This is a genomic window from Amycolatopsis sp. DSM 110486 (assembly GCF_019468465.1).
Classification (GTDB): Bacteria; Actinomycetota; Actinomycetes; order Mycobacteriales; family Pseudonocardiaceae; genus Amycolatopsis.
This window is the reverse complement of record NZ_CP080519.1, coordinates 4,306,438-4,326,010: the sequence shown is the minus strand read 5'-3', so window position 1 is coordinate 4,326,010 and position 19,573 is coordinate 4,306,438. Positions and strand designations below refer to the sequence as shown.

Annotated in this window: 21 protein-coding genes; 6 read left to right on the top strand and 15 right to left on the bottom strand. The window is 71.5% G+C overall.

Annotated features, from left to right (window positions below; all coding sequences use genetic code 11):
• Positions 1-58: 58 nt before the first annotated feature.
• Both K1T34_RS21075 and K1T34_RS21070 read right to left on the bottom strand, forming a co-directional pair.
• Complete coding sequence (locus K1T34_RS21075) at positions 59-298, bottom strand: glutaredoxin family protein (protein ID WP_220245936.1); 240 nt, start codon at positions 296-298, stop codon at positions 59-61.
• Between the two features lie 27 nt (positions 299-325).
• Positions 326-1,840, bottom strand: a complete 1,515-nt coding sequence (locus K1T34_RS21070; protein ID WP_220245935.1) for an AMP-binding protein — start codon at positions 1,838-1,840, stop codon at positions 326-328.
• 287 nt (positions 1,841-2,127) lie between these two features.
• On the opposite strand from K1T34_RS21070, the gene K1T34_RS21065 reads away from it, so the two are divergent.
• From K1T34_RS21065 to K1T34_RS21055, 3 genes are all read left to right on the top strand, one after another.
• Entirely contained in the window at positions 2,128-2,832 is a 705-nt protein-coding gene (locus tag K1T34_RS21065; protein WP_255638627.1) for a sigma-70 family RNA polymerase sigma factor, read from the top strand.
• Between the two features lie 123 nt (positions 2,833-2,955).
• Entirely contained in the window at positions 2,956-4,038 is a 1,083-nt protein-coding gene (locus tag K1T34_RS21060) for a DUF5667 domain-containing protein (RefSeq protein ID WP_220245934.1), read from the top strand.
• Between the two features lie 122 nt (positions 4,039-4,160).
• Positions 4,161-5,069, top strand: a complete 909-nt coding sequence (locus tag K1T34_RS21055) for an HAD family phosphatase (protein WP_220247323.1) — start codon at positions 4,161-4,163, stop codon at positions 5,067-5,069.
• Between the two features lie 26 nt (positions 5,070-5,095).
• Here K1T34_RS21055 and K1T34_RS21050 read toward each other — a convergent pair whose 3' ends face one another.
• The 8 genes from K1T34_RS21050 to K1T34_RS21015 all read right to left on the bottom strand — a co-directional run bounded on the left by K1T34_RS21050 (position 5,096) and on the right by K1T34_RS21015 (position 12,344).
• Positions 5,096-6,106, bottom strand: a complete 1,011-nt coding sequence (locus K1T34_RS21050; protein ID WP_370643754.1) for a lysophospholipid acyltransferase family protein — start codon at positions 6,104-6,106, stop codon at positions 5,096-5,098.
• Between the two features lie 5 nt (positions 6,107-6,111).
• A complete protein-coding gene (locus K1T34_RS21045) occupies positions 6,112-7,158 on the bottom strand; it encodes an NAD-dependent epimerase/dehydratase family protein (protein ID WP_220245932.1) in 1,047 nt (348 codons plus the stop codon).
• A 273-nt stretch (positions 7,159-7,431) separates the two neighbouring features.
• Positions 7,432-7,533, bottom strand: a complete 102-nt coding sequence (locus K1T34_RS21040; protein ID WP_007030867.1) for a 30S ribosomal protein bS22 — start codon at positions 7,531-7,533, stop codon at positions 7,432-7,434.
• Positions 7,534-7,730: 197 nt separating this feature from the next.
• Entirely contained in the window at positions 7,731-7,946 is a 216-nt protein-coding gene (locus K1T34_RS21035) for a helix-turn-helix domain-containing protein (protein WP_101436173.1), read from the bottom strand.
• A gap of 186 nt (positions 7,947-8,132) precedes the next feature.
• A complete protein-coding gene (gene proC, locus K1T34_RS21030) occupies positions 8,133-8,945 on the bottom strand; it encodes a pyrroline-5-carboxylate reductase (protein WP_220245931.1) in 813 nt (270 codons plus the stop codon).
• A 24-nt stretch (positions 8,946-8,969) separates the two neighbouring features.
• On the bottom strand, positions 8,970-9,824 hold the full coding sequence (locus tag K1T34_RS21025) for a thioesterase family protein (RefSeq protein ID WP_220245930.1): 855 nt from the start codon (positions 9,822-9,824) through the stop codon (positions 8,970-8,972).
• 121 nt (positions 9,825-9,945) lie between these two features.
• Positions 9,946-10,752 (bottom strand): sugar phosphate isomerase/epimerase, encoded by an 807-nt coding sequence (locus K1T34_RS21020; protein ID WP_255638626.1) that lies wholly within the window; start codon positions 10,750-10,752, stop codon positions 9,946-9,948.
• A gap of 245 nt (positions 10,753-10,997) precedes the next feature.
• Positions 10,998-12,344 (bottom strand): hypothetical protein, encoded by a 1,347-nt coding sequence (locus K1T34_RS21015; protein WP_255638625.1) that lies wholly within the window; start codon positions 12,342-12,344, stop codon positions 10,998-11,000.
• 396 nt (positions 12,345-12,740) lie between these two features.
• Here K1T34_RS21015 and K1T34_RS21010 point away from each other — a divergent pair, with 396 nt between their 5' ends.
• The gene (locus tag K1T34_RS21010; protein WP_220247901.1) at positions 12,741-12,986 is read left to right on the top strand and encodes a hypothetical protein; all 246 of its coding nucleotides are present in this window, start codon (positions 12,741-12,743) and stop codon (positions 12,984-12,986) included.
• Here the strand turns inward: K1T34_RS21010 and K1T34_RS21005 are convergent.
• The 4 genes from K1T34_RS21005 to K1T34_RS20990 all read right to left on the bottom strand — a co-directional run bounded on the left by K1T34_RS21005 (position 12,952) and on the right by K1T34_RS20990 (position 17,099).
• Positions 12,952-13,935, bottom strand: coding sequence for a Ppx/GppA phosphatase family protein (locus K1T34_RS21005; RefSeq protein ID WP_220245928.1), 984 nt, complete (start codon positions 13,933-13,935; stop codon positions 12,952-12,954). The two genes, K1T34_RS21010 and K1T34_RS21005, sit on opposite strands and share 35 nt — an antisense overlap.
• Before the next feature lie 196 nt (positions 13,936-14,131).
• Complete coding sequence (locus K1T34_RS21000; protein ID WP_204091841.1) at positions 14,132-14,821, bottom strand: response regulator transcription factor; 690 nt, start codon at positions 14,819-14,821, stop codon at positions 14,132-14,134.
• Positions 14,818-16,077, bottom strand: a complete 1,260-nt coding sequence (locus K1T34_RS20995) for a cell wall metabolism sensor histidine kinase WalK (protein ID WP_220245927.1) — start codon at positions 16,075-16,077, stop codon at positions 14,818-14,820. The genes K1T34_RS21000 and K1T34_RS20995 overlap by 4 nt, the downstream gene beginning before the upstream one ends.
• Positions 16,078-16,214: 137 nt before the next feature.
• Positions 16,215-17,099 carry an aldo/keto reductase gene (locus tag K1T34_RS20990; RefSeq protein WP_220245926.1) on the bottom strand — a complete coding sequence of 295 codons (885 nt, stop codon included), beginning with the start codon at positions 17,097-17,099 and terminating at the stop codon, positions 16,215-16,217.
• 100 nt (positions 17,100-17,199) lie between these two features.
• Here K1T34_RS20990 and K1T34_RS20985 point away from each other — a divergent pair, with 100 nt between their 5' ends.
• The gene (locus tag K1T34_RS20985) at positions 17,200-17,847 is read left to right on the top strand and encodes a DNA-binding response regulator (protein ID WP_220245925.1); all 648 of its coding nucleotides are present in this window, start codon (positions 17,200-17,202) and stop codon (positions 17,845-17,847) included.
• Positions 17,844-18,749, top strand: a complete 906-nt coding sequence (locus K1T34_RS20980; RefSeq protein WP_220245924.1) for a hypothetical protein — start codon at positions 17,844-17,846, stop codon at positions 18,747-18,749. The genes K1T34_RS20985 and K1T34_RS20980 overlap by 4 nt, the downstream gene beginning before the upstream one ends.
• Before the next feature lie 73 nt (positions 18,750-18,822).
• Here K1T34_RS20980 and K1T34_RS20975 read toward each other — a convergent pair whose 3' ends face one another.
• Positions 18,823-19,572 (bottom strand): phosphoglyceromutase, encoded by a 750-nt coding sequence (locus tag K1T34_RS20975; RefSeq protein ID WP_220245923.1) that lies wholly within the window; start codon positions 19,570-19,572, stop codon positions 18,823-18,825.
• Position 19,573: the final 1 nt, after the last annotated feature.

Genomic DNA, 19,573 nt, shown 5'->3' with positions numbered 1-19,573 from the left:
CCCCGATATCGCCCGGAACCCTTACGACTTGATTACCGCATCGGACTATCCGGCGGAACTATCCGATCAGGGCCAGGCGGAACCGCTCTTCCTCCACGCGCCAGTACCCGTGTTCCGCACCGTCGATGAGGATCACCGGAACCTGGTCGCCGTACTCGGCTCGCCACTCGGCGTCACTGTCGACGTCCGCGAGCTCCCACGGCACGTCGAGCTCGCCGCAGATCCGCGCGACCTCGGCCTCGGCCACCTCGCAGAGGTGGCAGCCGGCGCGCGTCATCACCGTCACCTGATGCACCACCGCAGTCTAGAACCCGGCCGGACGCACTCAGCGCAGCTTGAGCCGCCGCAGCTTCCCGGTGGCCGAATGCGGCAGGTTCTCCGCGAACTCCACGAGGTGCGGCACCTTGTACCCGGCCAGGTTCGCCGCGCACTGGTCGCTCACCTGCTGCTCCGACAGCGCCGCGCCGTCGGCAGGCACCACCACGGCCTTCACGGCCTCGCCGCTGCGCTCGTCGACGACCCCGATCACGGCGACCTCCGCCACGCCCGGCAGCCGCGAGATCACGTCCTCGACCTCGTGGGGGTAGACGTTGAATCCATTGACGATGATCAGGTCGTTGGCGCGGTCGACCAGGTGCAGGTCGCCGTCGAGGTCGAGGTAGCCGACGTCGCCGGTGCGGAACCAGCCCTCGGCGTCGGGGCCGTGCGCGCCGTCGGGCCAGTAGCCGGAGAACAGGTTCGCGCCGCGGATCGACACCAGTCCCGTGTCGCCGCCGGACTCGAAGACGTCGGCGACGTCGTCCGGGTCGAGCGGCACGCCCTCCTCGGTGCCGTCGCTGTCGACCAGCCGCAGCTCGATGCCGGGCAGCGGCCGCCCGACCGAGCCGGGCTTCGGGTAGCCCGTGACCAGCGTCGACGTGACCACGGGCGCGCATTCGGTGAGGCCGTAGCCCTCGTAGACCTCGTGGCCGGTGGCCTCGCGGATTGCCGTCAGCACGCGCGGGTGCAGCGGCGCGGCGCCCGAGGTCAGCATCCGCACGGTCGCGAGCCCGCGCGCCAACTCCTCGGCGCCGAGGTCGGCGAACTCCATGTACATGGTCGGCACGCCGGCGATCGACGTGACGCGGTATTCGGCGCAGTCGTCCAGCGTCTTCGCCGGCTCGAAGCGCTCCGAGAGCACGAGCGTCGCGCCCACGGACGTCGCCTGCAGCAGGCCGGGCCCGAGGCCGTAGACGTGGAACAGCGGAATGGTCACGAGCATGCGGTCCTCGTGCACCAGCACGCCGTCGACCCGGCTGAGCTGCTCGAGGTTCGCCAGCAGCGCGCGGTGCGAGAGCAGCACGCCGCGCGGCGGGCCGGTGGTGCCGGAGGTGTAGGAGATCACCGCGATGTCCTCGCCGCCGCGGCCGAGGTCCACGGGGTCTCCCCCTGGCTCGCCGCGTGGTGACAACGCGGTGAGGCCGTCAGGTAACTCGGAGTCATCCCGCTGGATCGCGATCCGGGGGTCGCAGTGCGTCAGCAGCCGCTCCAGCTCCGGCGCAGGCGCCTGCGGAGACAGCGGCACGGCGATCGCGCCGGCGCGCAGCACGCCGTACAGGGCGACGGCGAAATCCGCCGACGTCGGCAGCCGCAGCACGACCCGGTCGCCCGGCGCCACGCCGGCTTCGACGAGCCGCCGCGCCTGCGCGTGGGCCGCCTCGTCGAGCTCCCGCCAGGTGAGCGCGGCCCCCGTGCCGGTCTCGGTGACGGCCGTTTCGTCCGCCCACCTGGCTGCCGCCTTGGTGAGCAGCTGCGCGACACCCTCCACCGGGCCCCCTTCCTGCTGTAGCCCTTTTGTCATCTTGTCACCCGTAACGGGGATGCCGCGCGATCGTCGCACCTCCGGTACCGCGGGACCTCTACCTACTTCGCGGTAACTACACGTATGCTGCACTGCGTCGCCGGGTGGCGTTGATCACTGCCGGGTGACGCGAGAAAGGGAGTCACCGTGACGAACTTGCTGGTCTGCGCCGTTTACGCGGTCGTGGAACACGCAACGCGGCCCCTCTCCGCTCGTGTGGGGGACAAGGGCACTGCCCATCGCGAAGGCCGCCCGCGCGGCCTTCGGACCGCAGGAGGTGCCGCCCTGTGACCCTGCCGACCACCGCGAACCGCGGCCCCGTCGTGATGTTCGCCGAACGTGCGTTCGGGCGCCCCGCCGCCGTCCCGCTGACCCGCGCGACCGAGGCCGCGCCGGCCCCGGACCCCGCCGAAGCCGCCAAGATCGAGGCGTGGGACCTCGTCCGCGAAGCGCAGGAGGGCGACTCCTCCGCGTTCGGGAAGCTCTACGACCGGTACGTGGACGTCGTCTACCGCTACGCGCTGTTCCGCCTCGGCGACCGCGAGCTGGCCGAGGACGTCACGAGCGAGACGTTCCTGCGCGCACTGCGCCGGATCACGTCGGTCAGCTACCAGGGCCGCGACGTCGGCGCGTGGTTCGTCACGATCGCCCGGAACCTGATCCTCGACCACGTGAAGTCGAGCCGCTTCCGCCTCGAGGTCGTGACCGACGAGGTGAGCGAGCCGGGCTCGGCACCGGTTTCGGCCGTCGGGCCGGCCGCGCAGGCCGGGCCGGAGCAGCAGGCCATCGCAGGCGCGACCCGCGCGGAGCTGCTGCGCTGCGTCGCCGAGCTGGGCGAGGACCAGCGCGAGTGCATCGTGCTGCGGTTCCTGCAGGGGCTGTCGGTCGCGGAGACGGCCCAGGTGATGCGCCGCAACGAGGGCGCTATCAAGGCGTTGCAGCATCGGGCTGTCCGCCGGCTGGCCCAATTGCTGCCCACCGGGCTGCGCTGACTTTTTTCACGTCCCGGCGCAACCGTAACTTCTTCGTCTTCTTAATCGTTTCTCCACGCAGACCGGCTGTCAGGGCCGGGGCTTGTAGAGCTTTGTGAAGCTTTGTGGAGACGGAGCAGCACCGTGGGCGTGCCCGGGTGGTTTTCGCGGGATCGAGCCGAGAACGAGCGGTTCGATCGCGCCCTGGACCCGTCGCCCGTGGAGCGCGACGGCGAGTTCGCCGATGAGCTGGCCGTGGTCGCCGCCCTGCGCTCGCTGGGCGAGGCGGGCGCGCCCGACGTCGAGACGCGCGAGCGCATCCGGGCGGAGATCGAGGGCCGGCTCGGCGAGCCCGTCGCGCGCCGACGGTGGAAACCGCGGATGGCCGATCTCGTGGCGGCCGGCATCGCGCTCGTGCTGGGGCTGGCGGGGCTGACGCTGCTGCTGTCACGAAACGCCATGCCGGGCGACGCGCTGTACACCGTGAAGCGCGCGGGCGAGGAGACGTCGCTGGGGCTGACGTTCGGCGACGAGGCCAAGGCGCGAAAGCACCTGGACTTCGCGGCCAACCGCGTGAGCGAGCTGGGGCTCATGACGGACGCGTCGCCTTCGGCGTACCGGACGGCTCTCGGTGATTTCAGCAGCGACGTCCGCGCGGGCGTCACGGCGCTGACGACCCTGGCGACGGGTGGCAGCGGGCGCACGCAGCTGTCGGACCTCGAGACGTGGACGAAGGAGCAGGCGCGGCTGCTGGCGGCCGAGCAGCCGCGGATCCCGACGTCCGCGCGGGCGGACCTGAGTGGTGCGCGCGGGCTGCTGACCCGCGTGCAGCAGCGGACGTCGGCACTGGTTTCGCGGCTGAACTGCTACGAGATCACCACGGGCAGCTCCGACGAGCTGGGCCTGCTTCCGGCGCGGGGCGCGTGTACGCAGCAGCCCGCGCGTCCTGCCGGTTCCGCGTCGACCTCGCCTTCGTCCCCCGGCTCCACCCCTACGCCCACCGAAAGCGGGGTGCCGCCGGCGACCGGGACGTCGTCCTCGCCGGACCTGGCCGTGTCCGGCACGCCGACGCCGACGTCCGGCGGCAGCGCCACGACTCCGCCGCCGGTGTTCGCGCCGCCGATCACCGCGCCGACGACGCCGAGGCTGCCGACGACCAGCCCGCCGCCGCCGTTGATCTCGATCCCGCCACTGCTGCCGGGCCTTCCGCCCATCGTCATCGGGTGATCACGCGGCGCGTCGGCAACCCCTGATCGAGGCCCTCACCACACCTGGAACGGGTGAGTCGCATGGTCGCTACGCTGTGCGTCAGGACCCGGCCGTTCCCGGCCGCCGGGACGTGCCCGAACGTGGAGGCGGTGTGCGTGTCAGCTTGGCGTGGCAAGGATAAGAGTCAGGAGCTCGAACGGCTCGCCACGCTCGCGGGCGAGGCGTCGGCCGAGGCCGCCCAGATCACGGCGAACGCCGAGCCCGCCGTGCCCCCGGCGCCGCCGGACCTGACCGCGGCCGCGTTCTTCGACGTGGACAACACGATGATGATGGGCGCGTCGATCTTCTACTTCGCGCGCGGCCTCGCGGCGCGCAAGTTCTTCACGTCCTCCGACCTCGCCGGTTTCGTGTGGCAGCAGGTGAAGTTCCGCCTGGGCGGGCGCGAGAACAAGGAGGACATCAAGTCCCACCGCGAGCGCGCACTGTCCTTTGTGGCCGGTCGCACCGTCGAAGAGCTCACCAGCATCAGCGAAGAGATCTACGACGAGCTCATGGCCGACAAGATCTGGTCCGGCACCCGCGCGCTCGCCCAGATGCACCTCGACGCGGGCCAGCGCGTGTGGCTCGTGACGGCCACGCCCATCGAGCTCGCCGCGATCATCTCCCGGCGCCTAGGCCTGACCGGCGCCCTGGGCACCGTCGCGGAAACCAAGGACGGCGTCTACACGGGCCGCCTGGTCGGCGACCTGCTCCACGGCCGCGCGAAGGCCCACGCCGTCCGTGCGCTCGCCTCGCGCGAAGGTCTGAACCTCAAGCGCTGCACGGCGTACTCCGATTCGCAGAACGACGTGCCCATGCTGTCCGCCGTCGGCACCGCCGTGGCCATCAACCCGGACTCCGGCCTGCGCGACGTGGCCCGCGCCCGAGGCTGGGAAATCCGCGACTTCCGCACGGGCCGCAAGGCGGCGAAGATCGGCGTCCCGTCGGTCCTGGGCGCGGGTGCGCTCGCGGGCGCCGTCGCGGCGGGGATGGCTTACCGCCGACGCTGACGTCGTCGCCGACGGGCTGAGCCGGCTCAGCCGCGGAAGATGTTCTTGCGCTGGGCGAGGCGGCGGTACAGGGTCTGCTGGATGGATTCCCGCACCTGGTCCGTCAGGGTGAACACGAGCATCGGGTCGTCGACGGCGTCCGGGGTGTAGTCGTCCGTGCGGATGGGCTCGCCGAACTCGATCGTCCACTTGGTCGGCAGCGGGACGGCGCCGAGCGCGCCCAGGAGCGGGAAGAACGGCGTGACCGGGAAGTACGGCAGGCCGAGCAGCCGCGCGAGCAGGCGGATGTCGCCGAGTTTCGGGTACGTCTCCTCCGCGCCGACGACGGACACCGGGATGATCGGCACGCCCGCGCGCATCGCGGCGGAGACGAAGCCGCCGCGGCCGAAGCGTTGCAGCTTGTAGCGCGCGGAGAACGGCTTGCCGATGCCCTTGAAGCCCTCCGGCCACACGCCGACGAGCTCGCCGGCGCTCAGCAGACGTTCGGCGTCGGCGTTGCAGGCCAGCGTCTGGCCCGACTTGCGCGCGAACGAGCCCACCAGCGGCATCTTGAACACCAGGTCGGCGCCGAGGCCGCGCAGGTGGCGCCCGCCCGTCTCGTCGTGGACGGCGACGGCGGTCATCAACGCGTCGAGCGGCACTGTGCCCGAGTGGTTCGACACGAGCAGCGCGCCGCCGGCCGTCGGGAGGTTCTCGACGCCGAAGGTGTCGACGCGGAACCACTTCTCGTACAGCGCGCGCAGCGGCGGCAGCACGAGGGTCTCGGTGAGCTCGGCGTCGAAGCCGAACTCGTCGACGGTGTAGTCGCCCGTCAGCCGGTTTCGCAGGAAGGCCAGCGCCGACCGCACGGACTCCGGCAAGGGTTCCGGCTCGGCGGGCGACGGCGGGGCGGCCGGGAAGGCCACCACCGGCGCGTCCGAAGACGGCTCCGACGAGGACGACGGCGGCGCGGCCGGCTGCGAAACCCGCCCCGGGCCGTGCAGCGGGATCACCTGAGCCTCGGCCCCGTTCACGGTGTGCGCCTCACTTCCGGTCACGGGGCTCATCGGCCGGCCTGCCCGGTCGCGGCGGCCACGAGGACCTTGCCGGCCAGCGAGGCCAGCCGGGCGCCGTCGAACACCGGGCGCAGGCCGCGGCCCGTGGTGTAGTCGTCGAACGCCTCGCGCGTGGTGAAGCGAGGCTGGTAGCCGAACTCCTTCTTGAGCTTCGTGATGTCCACGACCCGCCCGAAGTTCAGCAGGCGGACCTGGTCGGCCGAGAAGTCGACCACGCGCGCGCCCCGCAGGACCTTGCCCACGGACGGCACCACGGCGCTCGGCATCGGCAGCCCCACCCGGCCCGCCCGGCGGATCGCCTGGGACAACCCGAGTACCCCTTCCGACGCGACGTTGAACACGCCCGGCTTGTCCTGCAGCACGGCCTGCTCCAGCACGCCCAGCGCGTCGGACGCGTGCAGCAGCTGCAGGCGCGCGTCGTAGCCGAAGACGGTGGGCACGACCGGCAGCGCGAAGTAGCGCGAGAGCACCGTGTCGACCTCGGGCCCGATGACGTTGGCGAAGCGCGCGAGCGTGACCGTGATGTCGGGCCGGCGGCGGGCGAAGCCGCGCACGTAGCCCTCCACCTCAACGGCGTCCTTCGCGTAGCCGGTGGACGACGCCGGGATCAGCTCGGAGTCCTCCGTGAACACGGCCTGCGAACGCGCCCCCGCCCCGTAGACGGCCGCGGTGGACTTGACCACGAGCTTGCGCACCTTCGGCGAGCTCTGGCAGGCCGCCAGCAGCCGCATGGTGCCGATCACGTTCAGTTCCTTGACGGCGGAGCGGCGGCTCGGCCCGGCCGGGTGGGTCAGACACGCCGTGTGCACCACCGTGTCGACGCCGGCGCTGCTGATGACCTTGGCGATCAGCGGATTGCGGATGTCGGCGCGCACGAACTCGGCGCTGCCCATCCGCTGCAGGACGTCTTTCGCGGGCGGCGCGGTGTCGACGCCGATCACGCGCTCGAAGGCGGAGTTGGTGCCGAGGCGGGCGAGCAGCTTCCCGCCCACGTCTCCCGCGACCCCGGTGACGAGCACGATGTTCGACGGCATGGGACTCCCTGTGCGGCTGGGCTGTTCGGCTGGGCGTAAGAGGGTGGATGATCACCCGAAGTGCACGAGCCTGCACTCATTGGAAGCATCGCGCGGACGCCCCACCGATGTTACCGGCGCCAGGGGGTGCCCTGACCAGGTCTTACTTCGTATTTACAACTCCACCAGAGAATTGCGACTCACGCCTCACTCAATCGGGGGAGAAGGCCCACTAAATGGACGTGGCCCGTCCAGAGACTGGACGGGCCACGGCGCATCAGCTGTGGGGCTGGCTCACTTGCCGGCCTTCCGACGCTGCACTCGCGTACGGCGAAGCAACTTGCGGTGCTTCTTCTTGGACATGCGCTTGCGGCGCTTCTTGATCACGGAACCCATGGGCGCTCCTCAGTTGTCGTCGGTCACGCTGCCCGGCGCAGCGTCCAACGGGTGGAGCGCACAGGCACGAGCGATTTACCAGGTTACCCGCGTGCCGACGCGGGCCGGTCGGCGGGCATGGGTGAACACATGCCCGGCGACCGCCCAGACCCCGCCCGACCGCCGTCCTCAACGGAGCGGCGCGCCGCGCTGAGCTGCTATCCGACGTCGAAGTAGGCACCCTGCAGGTACTCGTGCACGGCCTTTTCGGGAACCCGGAACGACTTCCCCACCCTCACAGCGGGGAGCTCACCCGAGTGCACCAGCCGGTACACGGTCATCTTCGAGACCCGCATCAGCGTGGCCACCTCGGCGACCGTCAAAAACTGGACCTGCCCGACCGAGGGCAAATCCTCCTTCTTGTTCGGCGACATGATTACCGCGTCCTTCGACACGTGTCGCGCCACGAGGCTTCCCCACCTGTGGTATCGACACGCACGTGCTCTTCTAGAGGGTAGCGGGACACGTGGGACTAGTGCGACGGCTGTCACCGGGATGGGCCCCTACCTGCGGGTTTTCGCCGCACGGATTACCCACTCGGGTCTGGTTTGCCGGTTTTGTCAGTCCTCGTGGGCGCGGCCGAGCTTTTCAGAACGGTCGCGCGCGGCCTCGATCGCGTCCAGCAGAGCCGCCCGGACGCCGTGCTTTTCGAGCTCACGGATCGCGTTGATGGTGGTGCCGGCGGGCGACGTGACGGCCTCGCGCAGCAGCACGGGGTGGTCCGTGCCCTCGGCGAGCATCTTCGCGGCGCCCACGGCCGACTGGATGATCAGCTGCCCCGCGAGCGCGCGCGGCAGGCCGAGCAGGATGCCGGCATCGATCATGGCCTCGACCAGGTAGAAGAAGTAGGCCGGTCCCGAGCCTGAGAGGGCCGTGACGGCGTCCTGCTGCGATTCCGGTACCTCGACGACCTGGCCGACGTGCGAGAGCAGCTCGTGGACCGTGGCGAGGTGTTCGGCGGTGGCGTAGCGGCCGGGCGACATCGCGCTCATGGCCTCGCCGACCAGCATCGGCGTGTTCGGCATCACGCGGACCACAGGCACACCGTCAGCCAGGCGCCGCTCGTACAGCGCCGTCGGCAGCCCCGCACAGAGCGAGACGACCAGCGAGGACGCGCCGAGCAGCGGCGCCAGCTCCGCCAGCACCGGCTCGATGTCCTGCGGCTTCACGGCGACCACGAGCACGTCCGCGCGCTTGGCGGCGTCCTCCACGGTGGCCGCGCGCATCCCCGGGTAGCGCTCCTCGAGCTCGCGGACGCGGCCCTCGTAGCGCTCGGTGAAGAGCAGGTCGCCGGGCGCGTGGCCCCCGTGCAGCAGCCCCGACAGGAGGGCTTCGCCGATCTTTCCCGCGCCCAGCACCGCAATCACACTCATGCCACTGAGAGTGCCAAACGCGCGTCAGGCTCCGGGTGCCGGGGCGAGCGCGAGCTGGCGCGCCTGCGCGACGAGGCGGCCCTGGGAGTCGATCACCGTGGCGTCGGAGTCGAACCAGGCCTCGTGCACCGAACGCGATTCCACCAGGATGCGCAGCCAGCCGGGGGCCGGGCGGGTGCGCAGGAACGCCGTGAGCTGCACCGTGGGCGCCCAGCCGACGCGGCCGAGGTTGGCCACCACCGGCGGGTTGAGGTCGCCCGCGAGGAGTGCGAAGTAGACGTCGCCGATCCCGTCTCGCGGACGTGCCCACAACTTCAGCCGCGGCGGGTCGCCGGCACGCCCGGCGAGGTACCCCGCCGTGGCCGGGTCCACGCGGATCTCGCAGCTGGAGGAGAGGTTGAACACGCCCTCGGAGGTTTCGGCGCCCAGCGGCACCGCGCCCGAAGGCGGTTCGGCCGGCAGCTGCGGCACGTCGCTCCAGTCCGGGCGGCGCATCGGCAGCCGCCCGGTCGTGACGCGCGCCTCCACGCAGCTGCGCCCGCGCTGCTCCAGCCGCACCGCGACCACCGACGCGCGGCGGCCGACCTTGCGGACGTCGGTGCGCAGCAGCACCGGACCCAGTGCCGGCGCGTGCAGGAACTCGGCGCTGACCACCAGTGGTTCCACCGTGGGTTCGCCGCGTTCGCCGAGCACGGCCGTGGCGGCCTTGGCGAGCAGGGCCAGGAGGAACCCGCCGTGGGGATGGTTCGCGATCGCCCAATCCGCTCTCAGCGTGGCCGTGAAGGTCCCGTCTCCGAGGGAGCGGACCGCGCTGGCCGCGTCGAACGCCGTCGCCGTCTGTTCGGCCCGGCTCACGAACGGCCGGCCACGGCGGCGCATGTGGCGGAGAAGTTCAACGATCGCAACGAGTTCACGGTCGGCACTTTACGTGTCGATGAGCCGGATGAGGGTGTCCCGGGGCCCGGGACCGCCCGGACAGCCGATCATGCTAACGGCCTGGTCACTGTCCGAGGTGCAACCGGGCGAACAGCAGCGCCTCCGCGAGGGCGCGGGCCCGCTCGGCGGTGGCGATGGCGTGGCGTGTGTTGACCTCGAGCACGACCTGACCGGTGAAGCCGTCGCTGACCAGCTTTTCCAGCAGTTCGGCGCACGGCTGGCCCCCGTGGCCCGGGATGAGGTGCTCGTCCTTGGGCACGCCGGTTCCGTCGGCGAGGTGAACGTGGCTCAGGCCCTCCCCCATCCGCTCGGCCAGCGCGAGCGCGTCCATCCGCGCGGCGGCGCTGTGGGAAAGATCAAGCGTGTAGTGCCGGAACCCGACGTCCGTGGGATCGATCGACGGCCGGAACGCCGACACCCGTGCGTTCCGCGACCCACCCGGCGGACGCACCTTGAACATGTTCTCCACGGCGACCTCGATGCCGGATTTCTCTTCCAGCTCGTCCACGAGGTCCCCGAACCCGTCCCCATAGCGCCGCTGCCACCGGAACGGCGGATGCACGACGACCGTCCGCGCCCCCAGTTGCTCCGCGGCCTCCACGGACTTCCGCAGCCTGATCTCGGGATCCGGCGACCAGACCCGCTGCGTGATCAACAGCGACGGCGAGTGGATCGAAAGGATCGGCACGTTCGTGCGCTTCGACCACCGGCGCACGGCCGCGACGTCCTGGCTGATGGGGTCCGCCCACACCATGACCTCGACCCCGTCGTACCCGAGCTCCGCCGCGAGCTCGAACGCCGCCCCCGCCCGCAGGGGCCACACCGACGCAGTGCTCAGGCCCACAGGTATCGGCTTCTCAGGCGCATTCACGGGGACATCCTGCCTTGCCCGGGGTGGGCGTGTCGCAGGTGCTGTGGGGTGGGCGCGTGTTCGCGGATGGGGACAGCGCCTGGCTGGGGCGCGAGGTCGCGGGCGTCGTCAACCGCAAACACCAGGCGGCTCCCCAGGTGGTCTTGACCACGGCGAGCGAAGCCCAAGCCGTCCCCCGCCGTAAACGCAAGAACTCCCGGCCCGCAACCAGCGAGACCGGGAGTTCCCGACAAACCCGAAACCGCCTAACGCCCCACCAGCAACAGGGCGGCAGGTGACACCGTCACCACCAAACCCACCAGGATGGCCAGCAGCGTGGTCTGCAGGTCTTCCGCGCGGCGGATCTTGCGGACGATCCACACCAGCGCCACGATCACCAGCAGTGCGCCCACGAGGGCGGCCGGCGCGAGGTTGACCCACAGCCAGTTGAAGCCGAGCCACACGCCGGCGCCGCCGACGACGCCGAGGGCAAGTTGGCCCGCGAGGGTGAGCCACTGTTTGCCGGGGGAGCCTTCGAGGGCCGGCTCGGCGGCCACGGGAGCGGCGGCGGGCTCTTCGGGGGCGACGTCGTCGTAGTCGTCCTCGTAGTCGCCGTGCTGGTCGTAGCCGTAGTCGTCGCCGTCGAAGTCCGGGGAGCCCGGCTGGGCGAACTCGCGCTCGTACTCGGACAGGTCGTCGTCGACGGGGCCGCCGCCAGGGGCGAACGGCATGGGCGCCGGGTAGCCCGCGGTGGGCGGGCCGGCGTCGAAGTCGGCGGGGGCGGCCATGGTGGGCGGGCCGCCGTCGTAGTCGCCCTCGGGGGCGTACGGCTCGGCGTAGTCGTCGGCCGCGTAGTCCTCGTCGGCGTAGGCGTCGGCGGACTCGCCCGGGACGACCGGCATCACGCCGATCTCGGTGTCCTCGAGTTGTTCCTGCTCACGACGTTTGCGCCAACCCGCCAAGCCCGGCGGCTGAGCGGGAGGACCACCGGGGCGAGGACCACCCGGGCCAGGACCGGGAGCCACCTCAGGCGCCTCCGGCGCCACCCCGGCCACGGCGTCGAACTGCTCCGTGTGCGGGTCCTGCTGCGGCGCGGGACGGCGGGCCGGCGCCCGGCGCGGACGCTGCGGCGCTCCCGTGGGGAACGCGCCACTGGCCATGGGCGGCTCGGGCACATCGGCGTCGGGCGTGCCGTCAAGACCGTCGAGGCGCGACGCGAGCGGGCCGCCCGGCGCGGGCGGCGGGCCGGGATGACGGCGGACCGGCGGCACCTGGTTGCGGGTCTCTTCCGCACCCGGCGGCGGCACCGGCTGCTGGCGCGTCGGACGGCCGCGCGGCGGCACCGGCATCTGGCCGGACTCCTGCGGCGGGGCCGGCGGACGCACGAACTGGCTCGACTCGGCTGAAGGCGAAGGCGGAACCGGCAGCTGCGCCGACTCCTGCGGCCGCGCGAACTGGCCCGACTCCTGCGGCGGAGCCGGCGGGCGCGTGTAGCCCGTCTCCTGCGGCCGCACGAACTGCCCGGACTCCTGCGGCGGAGCCGGCGGCCGGGCGAACTGCCCCGACTCAGGTGGCGGCTGGCGAACGTACCCGGAATCCTGCTGCCCGTTCACCGGCCGGACCGACCGCGTCGGTGGGCCGGCAGGACCACCGGGGCCACCCGGACCCGCAGGACCCGCAGGACCCGGACCAGGACCAGCCAACCCACCCGGTCCCTGAGGACCGGCAGGCGGCGCAGGAGGAGCAGGCGGACGCTGCATCGGCCCCGACTCCTGCGGCACCGCCCGCGGCGCGGGGGCCGCGGGCCCGTCCGAACGACGACGGCCACCCGCCGAGCGCGAAGGCGGCGGCGGAGTGCCGCCGTCACTGGTCACACGGTCGATGATCGCCTGCGGGGCGGTGTCGCTCACACCCGCGGCGCGACGGCCGCTCTCCGGCTGCGGCTCGGGGGCTTCGTCGTCTTCGGCTGCGCGACGCCTGCGCCGCCGTGAGCCCTCGACCTGCTGCCCGTGCTGGGCGAGCAGTTCGGCCACGGTTTTCTGGGGCGGGGCGCCGTTCTCGTCGGTCATACCGTGCTGTCCAAAGCGCGCTCGGGGTTGGCCACGGCACGCGCCGGCGGCCGGACGCAGGCGGCGCCGCGCGCGCTGAACACCGTGCTGTGCATGTCCGTCACCTCTTCACCGTGCCTGTTTTCCGTCACCGAAGTCCAGTCCGCTGCTGTCACCGGTCCTCCCCGTTCGCCGAAACGCCGGTGAGGGCGGCCCCAGTTTCGTCCGCGCCGTTGGAATGGTCCAGCCGTCGCAGGATGACACCCTCTCGCAGTGCCCACGGGCAGATCTCGAGTTCTTCGAGGGAGAGCGCCCGCATGGCGGCTTGCGCCACCAGAGCACCCGCCACGAGCTGGTGCGACCGGCTCGAGCTGACCCCCTCGAGTTGCGCGAGGTCCGCTGCGGGCATGCGCGAAACGAAGGCGATGAGCTGGCGCAACGCGGTGTCCGTGAGCGTACGGCGCACGCGCGGGCCCGCCGCCGAGGGGGCCGCGCCGGTGAGCCTGGCCAGGGAGCGGAACGTCTTCGACGTCGCCACCACCCGATCGGGTTCACCCCATTTCGCGACCTTCTTCGCGAGCCCGCCGAGCTCGCCCTCCAGCCACGCGGAGGTCGCCACGACCTCCGAGCGCGTGGGCGGGTCGTGGCGGAAGCGCGTGCGCGTGGTGCGCCCGGCTCCCAGCGGCAGCGACTCCGCGAGCACGGGCTCCTCGTCGCGGCCCATCGCGACTTCCAGCGAGCCGCCGCCGATGTCGAGCACCAGCACCTGGCCGGCCGACCAGCCGAACCACCGCCGCACCGCCAGGAAAGTCAAGCGCGCCTCGTCGACGCCGGAGAGCACCTTCAGCTCGACGCCGGTCTCTTCCGCGACTCTGGCCAGCACCTTCGCCGAGTTCTTGGCTTCGCGCACGGCCGACGTCGCGAACGCCATCACCTCTTCGCACCCGAGCCGGACGGCCGAAGCGCGCGCCGACTCCACGGCACGGGCCAGCTGGTCGGAGCCCGCACGGCTGAGCTCGCCGGATCGCGTGATCTGCTCGGCGAGGCGCAACACGGCCTTCTCCGAGTGCATGGGCGTCGGGTGCGCACCACGATGGGCGTCGACCACCAGCAGGTGGACGGTGTTGGACCCGACGTCGAGTACCCCTAGGCGCACGAGGATCCAGCGTACCGGTCCCACAGCCAGGTCTCGAAACTGTAACCAACACCACTCGGTCCGGGCTCGACTCTGCGTGGCCGAACGCCCGCACAGGGTGAAAAATAAAGCGTTTTCCCAGGAGCCAAAACGGCCGGAGCGGCAAGAAAAAACCCCGCCACCCCGGCCGTGCTCCGGTGTTTTACCTACCGGCGGCTCACGTCTCGAACTTGTACCCGAGGCCGCGCACCGTCACGAGGTGGCGCGGGGAACCCGGGTCGGGCTCGATCTTCGAGCGCAGGCGCTTCACGTGGACGTCGAGGGTCTTGGTGTCCCCGACGTAGTCGGCGCCCCACACGCGGTCGATCAGCTGGCCGCGCGTGAGCACGCGGCCCACGTTGCGCAGCAGGTACTCCAGCAGGTCGAACTCCTTGAGCGGCAGCGAAACCTCGGCGCCGTCCACGGTCACGACGTGCCGCTCGACGTCCATCCGCACGGGCCCGGCCGAGAGCACCAGCGGCGCCAGCTCGCCCTCCGCGCCCGGCTCGCCGCCGCGGCGCAGCACCGCGCGCACGCGCGCGATGAGCTCCCGGGCCGAGTAGGGCTTCGTCACGTAGTCGTCGGCGCCGAGCTCGAGGCCCACGACCTTGTCGATCTCGCTGTCGCGCGCCGTCACCATGATCACCGGCACGGCCGAACGCTGGCGCAGCTGCTTGCACACGTCCGTGCCGCTCATGCCCGGGAGCATGAGGTCGAGCAGCACGATGTCGGCACCGTTGCGGTCGAACTCCTCGAGCGCCTGCTGTCCCGTCCCGGCCACCGCGGCCGTGAAACCTTCCTTGCGCAACAGGAAGGCGAGCGGGTCGGCGAAGGACTCTTCGTCCTCGACAATGAGAACCCTCGTCACAGGTTTCCTCCATGGTCTGGGCTGGAGAGCTCCTGCCCGGTTGCCACGAGCCGGGGTGTCCGCTCGGGGGTCTTGTCCTGCCGCACCACGGTGGCGGGCTGGGTCTGCTGTTTGCCACGCGCGCCGTCGCCGCCGGGCTCGGGGCTGACGTGCGCGGGGATCCGCAGCGTGAACGTGGACCCGGTGCCGGGTCTGCTCCACAGGCCCACCGAACCGCCGTGGTTGGCCGCGACGTGCTTCACGATCGCCAGGCCCAGCCCCGTGCCGCCGGTGGCGCGGGAGCGGGCCTTGTCCGCGCGGTAGAAGCGCTCGAACACGCGCTGCTGCTCGTCTTCGGCGATGCCGATGCCGCGGTCGGTCACGGCGATCTCGACCATGCCGTCGGCCAGCCGGCGCGAGATCGACACCGGGCTGCCCGGCGACGAGTACGCGACGGCGTTTTCCAGCAGGTTCGACAGCGCCGTGACCAGCAGCGTCCGGTCGCCCTCGATGAGCAGGCCGCTCGCCGTGTCGGTGGTGATGGTGATCTCCGCCGACTCCGCCGACAACGTTGTCCGGCCGAGCGCCTCCCGCACCACGGCGTCGACCTCGACGACGTTGAGGTCCGGCAGCCGTTCGGCGCCCTGCAGGCGCGAAAGCGCGATGAGCTCGGTCACGAGCGTGCCCAGCCGGGTCGACTCGCGGAGGATCTTGCTGCCGAAGCGGCGGACCTCGTCCACGTCGTCGACGGCGTCGAGCACGGCCTCGGTGAGCAGCGCGATCGCGCCGACCGGGGTCTTGAGCTCGTGGCTCACGTTGGCCACGAAGTCGCGCCGCACGGCTTCCAGGCGGATGGCCTCGGAGTGGTCCACGGCCTCGACCACGGTGAAGCCGTCGCCGAGCGGGCGGACCTCGCCGAGCACGGCCTCGGGCTGTCGCCGCCCACGGTTCTCGAGCGGCGACAGGTCGATCTCCATCGGCTCGTCGGTCTCCACCACCTGCTCGGCGGCGGCGCGGGCCCGCGGGTCGGCCTGGTTCACGCGCACCAGGCCGAGCTCGTAGGCCCTCGGGTTGTGCAGCACGAGGTCACCGAAGCGGTTGAGGACGATAACGCCGCTCCGGGACGACCGGATCAGCCGTTCGAGAAGCTCCGCCACGGTCGGTCCCACCGGCCGTGCCGTCTCCTTCCGGGCCCGAGCCCGGGCGATGAGAAACCCGACGACCGCGCCGACGACAAGAGCGCCGATGGCCGAGATCAGGGCAACAGGCGTGGTCACGAGGGAATCGTAAGCATCCCGGTAGCCTTTCGGACCAGTCCTGGAAGCCCGGTCGTGAGGCGCGTGACACCTACAGGGGACAAGTTCGCCCTGGTGTCAGGCCCCGTTCACCCGGCCGAGATCTTCCGGACAAATGTTCACGCTCCGTCGAGCTCGGCAAGATCGCCGGCCGTCAGGCGCAGCTGCGCGGCGGCGACGTTCTGTGCCAGATGGTCCGGGTTGCCCGTACCCGGGATCGCGAGCACGTGATCACCTTGCGCGAGTGTCCACGCGAGACGGACCTGGGCCGAGGTCGCGTCGTGGCGCTTCGCGACCGTCGCCACGCGCTCTTCGACGCCCGTTTCGTCGGTTTGTCCACTCGCGACGGCGAACCACGGCACGAAGGCCACGCCGTGCTCACCGCAGAGCCGCAGCAGCTCGTCGTCCTCGCGGACGGCGGTGAGGCCGTACTGGTTCTGCACGCAGACCGCGGGCGCGATCGCCAGCGCCTCCGTGAGGTGCTCCGGGCCGACGTTGGAGATGCCCAGCTCGCGGATGAGGCCGGCCTCGCGCAGCTCGGCCAGTGCGCCGAAGTGCTCGGCGATGGAGCCCGTGCCGCGGCCGAGACCCGTGCCGATGCGCAGGTTGACCACGTCGATGTGGTCGCGCGCGAGCTGGCGCAGGTTCTCCTCGACCTGGCCGCGCAGCTGGTCGGGCCGCGCGAAGGGCAGGAACTCGCCGGACGGGTCGCGGCCGGGGCCGACCTTCGTGGTCAGGACCAGGTCGTCGGCGTACGGCGAGAGGGCCGTGTTGATCATCTCATTGGAGGAGAACTCCGGCGTGAAGTAGAACGCCGCCGTGTCGATGTGGTTCACGCCGAGCTCGAGCGCGCGGCGCAGGACAGTGAGGGCGCGCTCGCGGTCGGCGCTGGTGCCGCCCGTGAACGGGACGAGCCGCATGGCGCCGAAGCCGAGGCGGTTGACGGTCAGGGAGCCGAGCTGCCACGTGCCGGCGGCCGCGGCGGGAAGTGCTGTCTGGGTCATGACTTCCAGCGTGACCTGGCGGCTTTCGCGTCGCCCGGATTGGCAGGAAGCTGCCACCCGGCAGTGGCCGCGGTCGCTCCACGAGGTGAAACTGGAGTGCGTGACTCGAGTCGACGACGTCGTGACCGTGCGCGGCGAACGCGAGCTGTTCGACCGCACCGCCCACCTGTTCGGCAGCGCCACGGACATCGCGTGCGCCGCGAACACCCTCTTCACCTGGGCGGCTTCGCGCCCGGGCACCGGCGTGCCCCCGGTGCCCGACCTGCAGGGCCGGCGGGCGCGCAAGATCTACGTGCCGAGCGTGCTGCTGGACGAGGCGAGCGTCGAGCACCTGCGCCTCCTGCGCAAGGTCGGCGCGCAGATCCGGATCACCGAGCGCGAGATCAACGAGACGATCATCCTCGACGGGCGCCTCGCGATCCTCGCCGCCGAGGTCACGCCGGACGGGCGCAGCTACACCGTCCTTTCGCGACCCGACCTCGTCAACGGGATCTCGTCGCTGTTCGAGGCCGCGTGGCGATCGTCGACGGACCTCGCGGCGTTCGAAACGCGCTACGCCGAGCTGCGCCGGCACACGCCGCGGCTGCTGGACTTGCTGCTGTCGGGCGGCACCGACGAGACCGCGGCGCGCACGATGGGCGTCGGCCTGCGGACCTACCGGCGCTACGTCGCGGAGCTGATGGCAGCGTTGGGGGCGACGTCGCGGTTCCAGGCCGGGGCGCGCGCGAAGGAGGCCGGTCTGCTGTGAAGCGTGGTGTCGTGGTGTTGCTCGCCCTGTTCGCTGCCGGGTGCAGCTCGGCGGTGGGCGGGAAGGCCGCGGTTCCGCCGCAGCCCGCCAACCTGGCCTACGTGGACGCGAAGGCCACGAGCGACGCCTCCGCGGGGATCAAGAAGGCCGTGGAGACCGTGTTCAGCTTCGACTCCACCGACACGGCCGCGGTGGCGAAGAACGAGCAGGAGTACTTCACCGGCAACGCCCGCACGCAGTTCGACCAGACCTTCGCACAGATCAAGACCACTCCGGTGAAGACGCAGACGCACGTGATCGATTCGGGCGTCACCGCGCTGTCGCCGGGCGGGGCCACGGTGCTCGCCGCGATCAAGCAGCAGAGCCAGGCCCCCGATGGCAAGACCAACGCGGCGCTCGCGGTCGTCCTCGTGACCGCCGCACCGGCCGGCGACCACTGGCGCGTCAGCGACCTGAACCTCAACCCGCGCGGCACCCTCGGCCCGGCGGCCGACCCGGGCGCCCCGCGCCCCGCCGTCACCCGCGACTCCGCCCTCGCCGCCGCCCGGCACGCCGGCTCGGTGCTGCTGACCGTCGACGCCCAGAACGCCGACGCCGTGTACGACGGCTACGAGAGCGTCGCCGTCGACCCGCTCCTCACGCAGTTCCGCGCGACCCGCCAGACCACCGTCGACAGCATGAAAAGCAGCGGCGCCAAGGCTTCCTTCAACTCCCAGTCCGCGGCCGCCGTGTCGTCGGCCTCCGCGGACGGCAAGACCGCCACGGTCCTCCTCGACGCCGTCGTCTCGACCCAGCAACAGGGCGGCCCACAGGACCGCACCATCCCCGTCCGCCTCACCCTGGCCCGCCAGCCGGACGGCGGCTGGAAGGTGTCGGCGATCGACCCGTTGAACGCTGCCTGACCCGCTCCCCGTCTACGCCGAAGGGCCACCGCGCAGCTCGCGCAGTGGCCCTTCGGCCGTGACTGGGTAAAGCTCAGCGGCCCTGGTTCGCCACCGCGGCAGCGGCTTCCTCCGCCGCCTCCGGGTCGAGGTACAGGCCGCCCGGCTTGATGGGTTGGAGGTCGTCGGTGAGGTCGTAGCGCAGGGGGATGCCGGTGGGGATGTTGAGGGCCGCGATGTCCGTGTCGGAGATGCCGTCGAGGTGCTTCACGAGCGCGCGCAGCGAGTTGCCGTGCGCGGCGACCAGGACGTTCTTGCCCGCGCGAAGGTCGGGGACGATCTCGGACTCCCAATACGGCAGGAGGCGCTCGACGACGTCCTTGAGGCATTCGGTCAGGGGCGCGTTGTCGCCGAGGTCGGCGTAGCGCGGGTCGCCGGCCTGGCTGAACTCGTCGGCCGGGTCGATGGCGGGCGGCGGGGCGTCGTAAGAGCGGCGCCAGAGCATGAACTGCTCCTCGCCGAACTCCTCCAGCGTCTGCTTCTTGTTCTTGCCCTGCAGCGCGCCGTAGTGGCGCTCGTTGAGCCGCCAGTCGCGCTTGACGGGGATCCAGTGCCGGTCGGCGGCGTCGAGGGCGATGTTCGCCGTGCCGATCGCGCGGCGCAGCAGCGACGTGTGCACCACGTCCGGCAGCAGCTCCGCCTCGGCCAGCAGCTGGCCACCCTGGCGAGCCTCGCGCTCGCCCGTCTCCGAAAGCGGCACGTCCACCCATCCGGTGAACAGGTTTTCCGCGTTCCACGTGCTCTGTCCGTGACGCAGCAGCACCAGCGTCCCAAGTTCAGCCATG